Annotated in this window: 11 protein-coding genes and 1 pseudogene; 3 read left to right on the top strand and 9 right to left on the bottom strand. The window is 72.5% G+C overall.

The features are described 5' to 3' along the window. Positions 1–220: 220 nt before the first annotated feature. Positions 221–742 carry a DUF1360 domain-containing protein gene (locus AOK09_RS28265; RefSeq protein WP_055590084.1) on the bottom strand — a complete coding sequence of 174 codons (522 nt, stop codon included), beginning with the start codon at positions 740–742 and terminating at the stop codon, positions 221–223. A 252-nt stretch (positions 743–994) separates the two neighbouring features. On the opposite strand from AOK09_RS28265, the gene AOK09_RS28270 reads away from it, so the two are divergent. Together AOK09_RS28270 and AOK09_RS28275 are read left to right on the top strand one after the other, a co-directional pair. Then, the gene (locus AOK09_RS28270; protein ID WP_055590085.1) at positions 995–1,363 is read left to right on the top strand and encodes a low affinity iron permease family protein; all 369 of its coding nucleotides are present in this window, start codon (positions 995–997) and stop codon (positions 1,361–1,363) included. Positions 1,364–1,567: 204 nt separating this feature from the next. After that, positions 1,568–2,089, top strand: coding sequence for a GNAT family N-acetyltransferase (locus AOK09_RS28275; RefSeq protein ID WP_055590086.1), 522 nt, complete (start codon positions 1,568–1,570; stop codon positions 2,087–2,089). Here the strand turns inward: AOK09_RS28275 and AOK09_RS28280 are convergent. The 8 genes from AOK09_RS28280 to AOK09_RS28315 all read right to left on the bottom strand — a co-directional run bounded on the left by AOK09_RS28280 (position 2,086) and on the right by AOK09_RS28315 (position 6,110). Then, on the bottom strand, positions 2,086–2,508 hold the full coding sequence (locus tag AOK09_RS28280; RefSeq protein ID WP_079063498.1) for a gas vesicle protein K: 423 nt from the start codon (positions 2,506–2,508) through the stop codon (positions 2,086–2,088). The two genes, AOK09_RS28275 and AOK09_RS28280, sit on opposite strands and share 4 nt — an antisense overlap. Continuing rightward, positions 2,498–2,749 carry a gas vesicle protein gene (locus AOK09_RS28285; RefSeq protein ID WP_055590087.1) on the bottom strand — a complete coding sequence of 84 codons (252 nt, stop codon included), beginning with the start codon at positions 2,747–2,749 and terminating at the stop codon, positions 2,498–2,500. The genes AOK09_RS28280 and AOK09_RS28285 overlap by 11 nt, the downstream gene beginning before the upstream one ends. Further along, positions 2,746–3,555: a GvpL/GvpF family gas vesicle protein gene (locus AOK09_RS28290; protein ID WP_055590088.1), complete on the bottom strand. Its 810-nt coding sequence runs from the start codon at positions 3,553–3,555 to the stop codon at positions 2,746–2,748. Before AOK09_RS28290 ends, AOK09_RS28285 begins: the two co-directional genes overlap by 4 nt. Positions 3,556–3,558: 3 nt before the next feature. Then, positions 3,559–4,101, bottom strand: coding sequence for a gas vesicle protein (locus AOK09_RS42565; RefSeq protein ID WP_079063499.1), 543 nt, complete (start codon positions 4,099–4,101; stop codon positions 3,559–3,561). A 41-nt stretch (positions 4,102–4,142) separates the two neighbouring features. After that, positions 4,143–4,394 carry a gas vesicle protein GvpG gene (locus AOK09_RS28300; RefSeq protein WP_055590089.1) on the bottom strand — a complete coding sequence of 84 codons (252 nt, stop codon included), beginning with the start codon at positions 4,392–4,394 and terminating at the stop codon, positions 4,143–4,145. Between the two features lie 10 nt (positions 4,395–4,404). Then, the gene (locus AOK09_RS28305; RefSeq protein WP_055590090.1) at positions 4,405–5,118 is read right to left on the bottom strand and encodes a GvpL/GvpF family gas vesicle protein; all 714 of its coding nucleotides are present in this window, start codon (positions 5,116–5,118) and stop codon (positions 4,405–4,407) included. A 3-nt stretch (positions 5,119–5,121) separates the two neighbouring features. Next, positions 5,122–5,571, bottom strand: coding sequence for a gas vesicle structural protein GvpA (locus tag AOK09_RS28310; protein ID WP_107101471.1), 450 nt, complete (start codon positions 5,569–5,571; stop codon positions 5,122–5,124). A gap of 134 nt (positions 5,572–5,705) precedes the next feature. After that, positions 5,706–6,110 (bottom strand): gas vesicle protein GvpO, encoded by a 405-nt coding sequence (locus AOK09_RS28315; RefSeq protein ID WP_055590091.1) that lies wholly within the window; start codon positions 6,108–6,110, stop codon positions 5,706–5,708. A 278-nt stretch (positions 6,111–6,388) separates the two neighbouring features. On the opposite strand from AOK09_RS28315, the pseudogene AOK09_RS28320 reads away from it, so the two are divergent. Next, a pseudogene (locus tag AOK09_RS28320) lies at positions 6,389–6,581 on the top strand (plasmid stabilization protein); the annotation flags it as partial.

Consider the following 6,581-nt stretch of genomic DNA (forward strand, 5'->3'; position numbering starts at 1 on the left):
CGGGAAGCGGTGCGCTGGCCGCGGACGCCGCCACGGCCAGCGCACCGCTTCCCGAACACAGATCGAGCACCCGGGCGCCGCGCAACCGCGGATGGCGGAGCATCGCCCGTACCAGCAGCCAGGTGTCCCCCTGCGGCACGTACACCCCCGGCAGTCGCAGCAGCACCATGCGCTCCGCCTCTCTTCCCCGGCCTCTGACGTCCTTCCGCAGGCGGGGTCCTCATCCGGACTGCTGCATCCGTCCCCGCAGCAGATGGAGCAGATCGGCGCCCGCCACGGCGGTGAGCGCCGCGGCCGCCAGGCGGGTGGCCCTGGGGGCCGTGACCAGACCGGCGGCCAGTGCGGTGGCGGTCCACGGCCCCAGGCAGTACGGGCAGGTGACCAGTTCCCCGACGGCGTGCCGCAGGCCGCTGCCCCGGACGTCCTCCCGCAGCTCCGCCGGGCCCGACGTACCTCGGTAGCGCGTGAACGGCGCCCGCAGGGGGCTGGTCACCGGGTCCTTGGCGAGCAGCCTCGACGCCTGGTGGGTCGCCCCGGCCAGCAGCAACAGATCCAGTGGGGACGGCTGCGGCAGCGGGCGCCGGCCGGCGCGCACCCCCGCGACCAGGCCCGCGAGACCGGTGCCGAAGACGGCCGCCAGGGCGATGTACCCGCCCAGCGGTCGGTCCGCGCTGCCCGCGTAGGCGTCGCGCTCGTGCTCAGCCGTATGACGGATCGCGTCGAGCGGGTGATCTGGGTCCATGGCCGCCTCCTCAGTCCGACGCGTGCCCGTCCCTGCCGGATGCATGCGGTGGCGGCCGTCCGGCGCTCCACGGGGTGCTGGGCGGGCGGCCGCCCAGGATGCGCCCACGCCTCCATGGGCGCGTTCGGGGCCGCTCAGCGCCGCTGGAGCGGCTACGCTCAGTGAACACGGGGGCGTCGGCGCAGGTCCGGCCGCTCCGGACCGGCGGAGCCGCCGCCCGTACCGGCGGCGTGCGAGCGTGGGAGCGATCCGTTGACCTTCCGTCACCCCGCGGAGCGCGGCGGGACCCGTCGCGGAGCCTTCGAGCGGTTCGCCGAGCTGGCCTCCAACTTCACCAGTTCTCCGGCCTTCTCGGTGTTCTGCGTGCTGCTGGTCGGGGCGTTCGTCGCAGTGCATGTGCTGCGGCTGCCGGTGGAGTGGCAGCTGGCCGCCGGTGACGCCATGACCGCGGTGACCCTGCTCCTGCTGGCCCTGCTGAAGAACGCCGAACGGCGTGCGGAGCACACGGTGCAGCGCAAGCTGAACGCCCTGGCCGCGGCGCTCCTGGCCCAGCAGTCGGGGGACCACGACACCGCCCGCACCGAGCTGGAGCAGGCGATCGGCATGGAGGAGAAGATCTGACCGGCCGTCAGCTTCCGACGGGGCGCGTGTCCCGCCGCTGGCCCAGCGGCTGCCGTTCCGCCACCGGCTCGACCTCGAACCGCCCGTCCCCACCCCGCATACCGCGCTGCTTCCGTACCCACGGTCACCAACCGGAGGCGGGGCGCTGCCCGATCGGATAATCCAAGTGCGGTCCGGCCGTCCCGCATGATACTCCTCCCTGCCATGGGTGATCTTGTGACAGCGCGGCTCGTGCTTCATCCGCTGACCGTCGGCGAGGCTGAGCGACTGGTGGCGGGCGAGCCGGACGGCGGTTCCCGTTGGGCTCCCGGATATCCCACCGATGGGGACGTGTCCGCCGCCAGGCGCTTCCTGGGCACCTGTGCGGACACCGGTGACCCCCAGCCGTTCGGCAACTATGAGATCCGTCACCGCGAGGACGGCCAGGCGATCGGTGGTGTGGACTTCCACAGACCCCCGGACGAGAACGGCAGCGTGACGATCGGCTACGGCCTCGTCCCGTCGGCGCGAGGCAAGGGGTATGCCTCCGAAGCACTCCGCGAACTGCTGCTGTTCGCGCGGGCGCAAGGCGTCACCGGCGTGAAGGGCGACGCCGACCACGACAACACCGCGTCCCAGCACGTCATGACGGCGGCCGGCATGCGGCCGGCCGGACAGGACGAACGCGTCAGGTACTTCGAGATCACCTGGACCGACACGACGGCGCACACTGACCCGCGCTCCTAGCGGCCCTCGTCCGACGGGGGCAGCAGGGTGCCCAGCGGGCCCAGGTCGAGGTTGAGGTCCTGCATCGACAGGTCGTAGCGCTCGCAGAGTTCACACATCCGGTCGTGCAGCGCCATCAGTGTGGCACCGAGCTTCTCCTCCTGGTCCTCGGTGAGGTCCCCGGCGTCCACCCGGCGCAGGGCCTGGCGTTCCATGAGCTGCCGCAGGAGTTCGACGAGGGTGAGGACGAGCTTCACCAGATCCCTCTCGACGCTCTCCGGCTCGGTGTTGAGGCGGCGCGCCACCCTCCCGGACCCCGGGCCGCCGGGCGGGAGGTCCTGCCCCGCGGCCGGCATCAGGTGGAAGGCCGAGGCGGCCAGACCGGTGGGGTCGGCGACGTAGTCGGCGGGGTTCAGGGCCTCGGGCCGCTCACCGTTCATGGCCCGGCTGCGCCGTCGGGACGGGACCCGTCGCCCAGGGCGAGGGCATGCCCTCACCGACGGCGCCGATCAGGGCGCGCAGCGAGACGCGCACCAGGTCGATGTCGGCGATGGAGAGCACCAGGTCGCCGGTGAGCACCACGCCGTCGCCCAGCAGCCGGTCCAGCAGGTCGATCAGGGCGATCTGCCGGTCGGGCAGGGGCTGGGGCTGCTCGGGGAGCCCACCGCCGGCCGTCCTCACGGCCCCTCCTCCCGGGGCGGTGCCGGCTCGGGAGGCGCAGCGAAGGAGTACGGGGCCCAGGGTCCGGTGACCTCGACCCGTACGCCGGTCAGCCCCTCGGCCGCGCGCAGCACCTCGGCACGGAACAGGTCGGAGTGCTCCAGGGGCACCAGATAGGCGTCGTTGGCGACGTTCTCACCCGGCGCCTCGGCGAGCTGTCCCCGCTGGACCCGGTGCCGGGCCCGGCCTGCCGCCAGGGCCCCGGCGGCGGCTTCGACGCGCTCCGCGGCCCGGCCCGCGGCCTGGTAGACGTCTTCCCTCGAGTGCCGCTGCTGCCCCCGCCTGCGCAGATAGGCACGCCCGGGGCTGAGGTCGGGGCCCGGTTCCGCGGCGGGGGCGTCCTGCTGTTCCGGTGGTTCGACGTAGATCTTGACCCCCCACTCCACATGCGAGGCCAGCTGGGACAGCCGGTCGCTGAAGGTCTGCCGCTCGGTGCGCAGTCCGGCGCGCACGCCCTCGTCGTCGAGGTACACGGTGGCCAGGCGGAGGGGGAGGACCGTGGCGCCGGCCGCCAGCGCCTCCACCACGGCATGGTGGGCACGGGCGACCGACTCGAGCCAGTCCAGGTCCTCCAGGTGGTTGCGGAGCGCGTCCTCGGCGAAGTCGGCCGACGGCACGGGGCTCACCGCGGCCACCATGTCCTCGCAGCCCTCGGCGCGCACCAGGCGCACCGGTGCCCCGCCCACACCGCGGAGGTCCGGCACGACCCGGGAGAGGGCGGGCGTGTCACGTGCGACGGCGTACGCGTAGCTGAGCGTCGGCGGCATGGCTCACCTCGGCTCGCGACGCGACGAGGTCCGGTGCGGCGACGTACGCGGCGTCGATGTGCGGGCGGTGGACGTGCGGGACGCCGAGGTGCGGGGGGTCGCCGTGCCGGACGCCGAGGTGCCGGACGCCGACGTGCGCGGCTTGGGCCGTCTGGCGGGGGTGGCCGGCGGGTCCACCGGTTCGGCCGGCTCCTCCTCGGCGGGCGGGAGTGCGACGGTCTCACGCAGGGCCTCGATCTCGGCTCGCAGCCGCCTGTTCTCCTCGGCGAGCGAGCGGCTGCCGCCGGCCCGGGAGGAGAGCGAGGGGTCGTGCTCCCACCAGTCGATGCCCATCTCCTTGGCCTTGTCGACGGAGGCCACCACGAGGCGGAGCTTGATGGTGAGCAGTTCGATGTCCAGAAGGTTGATCTGGATGTCACCGGCGATGACGATGCCCTTGTCGAGGACCCGCTCCAGGATGTCGGCAAGGTTCGCCGACGAGCCCTGCCCGTACGGCTGTGCCCTGGAGGGGATGGCGCCGAGCCTGCTGGGGACGGGTTCTGTCATGGGCCTTGGACCTCACTTCCGCTCGGTGCCGGGCGTACCGCTCACCTGGCGTCGGGCGCGACGTGCGCCCGGATCTCCTCCAGTCGGTCGAGGAGTTCGTCCTCACGTCGGTCGAAGGTCTCCTCGTCGATACGGCCGGCCAGCAGGTCCTGCTCCAGCTGGACGAGTTCCTTCTCCACGGGCGCGGGGTCGTAGTACTCGGCCTCGGCCACCTCCAGGACGCGCTCCACCACCCAGGTCACACCGCGGACCGGTGCCAGGGGCAGGGTGGCCAGCTGAGTGAGGATTCCCATGCGGTGCTCCTCAGACGAAGCTGTAAGGGGGCAGCGGGCCCCGCAGCCGGAGGTCGACACCTTCGCCGAGGTCGGCAGACAGCCCCTTCTCGGCGGAGAGGAACCGCTCCTCGTCGTCCTGGCCCACGAGGAAGGAGGCGTTGAGGAAGTCCTGTCCGGTCGGGGGCGACCCACGCACCTCCCGGGCGAAGGGGCTCAGGGCGTCGACCGCCGCGGCGGCCATGGCGTCCTGGCGCCGCTGGACCTCGCGCATGATCATCTCTCCGAGGGCGAGCGGCAGCTCCGGATCCCGGTCGCCGCCGATGATCCGGTCGTTGAGCGCGCGGGCGTCGTCGGACTCCAGAAGGATCCGGCGCAGCAGCGCCGCCTCCTCCTGGGACGCCTTGATGTGGTACTCGGCGCAACCCTCCAGGTCGGCCAGCCGCCGGGTGTACTCCTCGTTGCGGGCGGCGAGCGCCTCCCTGACCGCGTCGTCGTCGGGGGCGGTGAGGCCGAACTGCAGGGGCAGCACCGTTCCGTCGGCCATCAGCCGCTCCTGGACCGCCTGGTGCGCGCCGAGGTCGCGGCGCTTGGGCCGCAGTTCCCCGCTGGTGTCGCTCACCACGGCCACCAGGTCGCCGTCCCGTACGGTGCGCAGCTTCGAGGGCGGGTTCCCCACCCCATCGAGACCGTTCAGCCGCAGGGGATGGTCGGCGGCGACGACGGAGTAGACGTACACGGCCATGGCTCACTCCTCACGCCGCCGCGCGCTGCGATGGGATGCCCTCTCCCGCCGGACGGCGGACTCCTGCTCCTCCTCGCGGTCGTCCGAACCGTGCTGGAGGGACTCGGTGAAGGCCTCGACGGCTCCGGTCAGGGCGCCCTTGCTCTTCCCGTGGGCGCCGCCCTCGGTCACCTCGCCGACCACGTCCGTCAGCTTGGAGGGGGCCTTGCGTCCGGTCTCCAGGTCCAGGCGGTTGCATGCCTCGGCGAAGCGGAGGTAGGTGTCGACGCTCGCCACCACGACCCGGGCGTCGATCTTGAGGATCTCGATGCCCACCAGGGAGACCCGGACGAAGACGTCGATGACCAGGCCGCGGTCGAGGATGAGTTCCAGGATGTCGTAGAGGCCGCCAGTGCCTCCGCCGCCTCCGCCGCCTCTGGCGAGGCTGTCCCCGCCTTGCGGTACCACCGTCATGGTGCCTCCCTTCACCGGATCCTCTGCTTCACCGGACCCCTGGTGCCGTCGGGTTGTGCTGTGTCGGGTGGGTTGCGCCTGTGCTGTCGGGCGCGACGGCTGCGCGTTCCCGCGCCGGTGGGCGGCGGCCTGTCTCAGGCTTTCCGGTCGACCTGTCCGCGCGTGTAGCGGCGGGTGCGTTCATAGGCCATCAGTTCGCCGTCCCCGTCGAGGGTGACCCGGTAGCTCGCCATCACGCTGGTGGTCGAGGGGACCCGCTCCAGTTCCAGTACCTCGACGTCCGCCTGCCACCCGTCCTCGGTGGGTCTGAGGGCGGACACCGATTCCGGGGCACGCCCCAGCAGCTCCTCGAGCTGCTGCGCCGCCGAGCGCATGGCCCGCGGCGCGGACACCCTGTGCCGGCTGCTGCCTTCTCCCGCGCTCGGCCGGCTGTCCGCCCGGGATGTGCCCCCTCCTTCCGGAGGAGGGGTCCTGTTCGAAGATCTGGGGTGCGACGGGCGCCGGGTCCGTCCACTGCCGTCTTCGCTGCCTGCGGCCATGTTCCTGCTCCGAAGGGGAGACGATCGCATGTCTGCGTCTGATGCGTCACGCCAGGCGCTACAGGTGCCATTTCATGATAAATCCATACGCCTGCCGATCGGCCCCCGATCGGGTTGCCATCTCACGTCGTGACGGTGTGTGCGCTCTGCTGCGCCGTACGTCACGGGCGCGGGAGGCTGCGGGGGTCCTGCGGGACGCCGCCGCGCCGCGACATGGGCCCGGTGGGGCACGGGTAGGCGCTGCCCCGAGAACGAAGGGTTCAAGAGGAGGACCGAAGATGCCTGCGGGTTCGAGTCCCAAGCGTGAACGCCAGTACGAGCACATCAGGAAGAGCGCCCGCGACCGGGGCGAGAGCCCCGACCGGGCGAAGGAGATCGCGGCGCGCACCGTGAACAAGGAACGCGCCCAGCACGGGGAGTCCAGGACGGCGAGCCGTTCCTCGACGCACGACATGCCCGCCGGCCGGCGGG

Source organism: Peterkaempfera griseoplana, assembly GCF_001418575.1.
GTDB lineage: Bacteria > Actinomycetota > Actinomycetes > Streptomycetales > Streptomycetaceae > Peterkaempfera > Peterkaempfera griseoplana.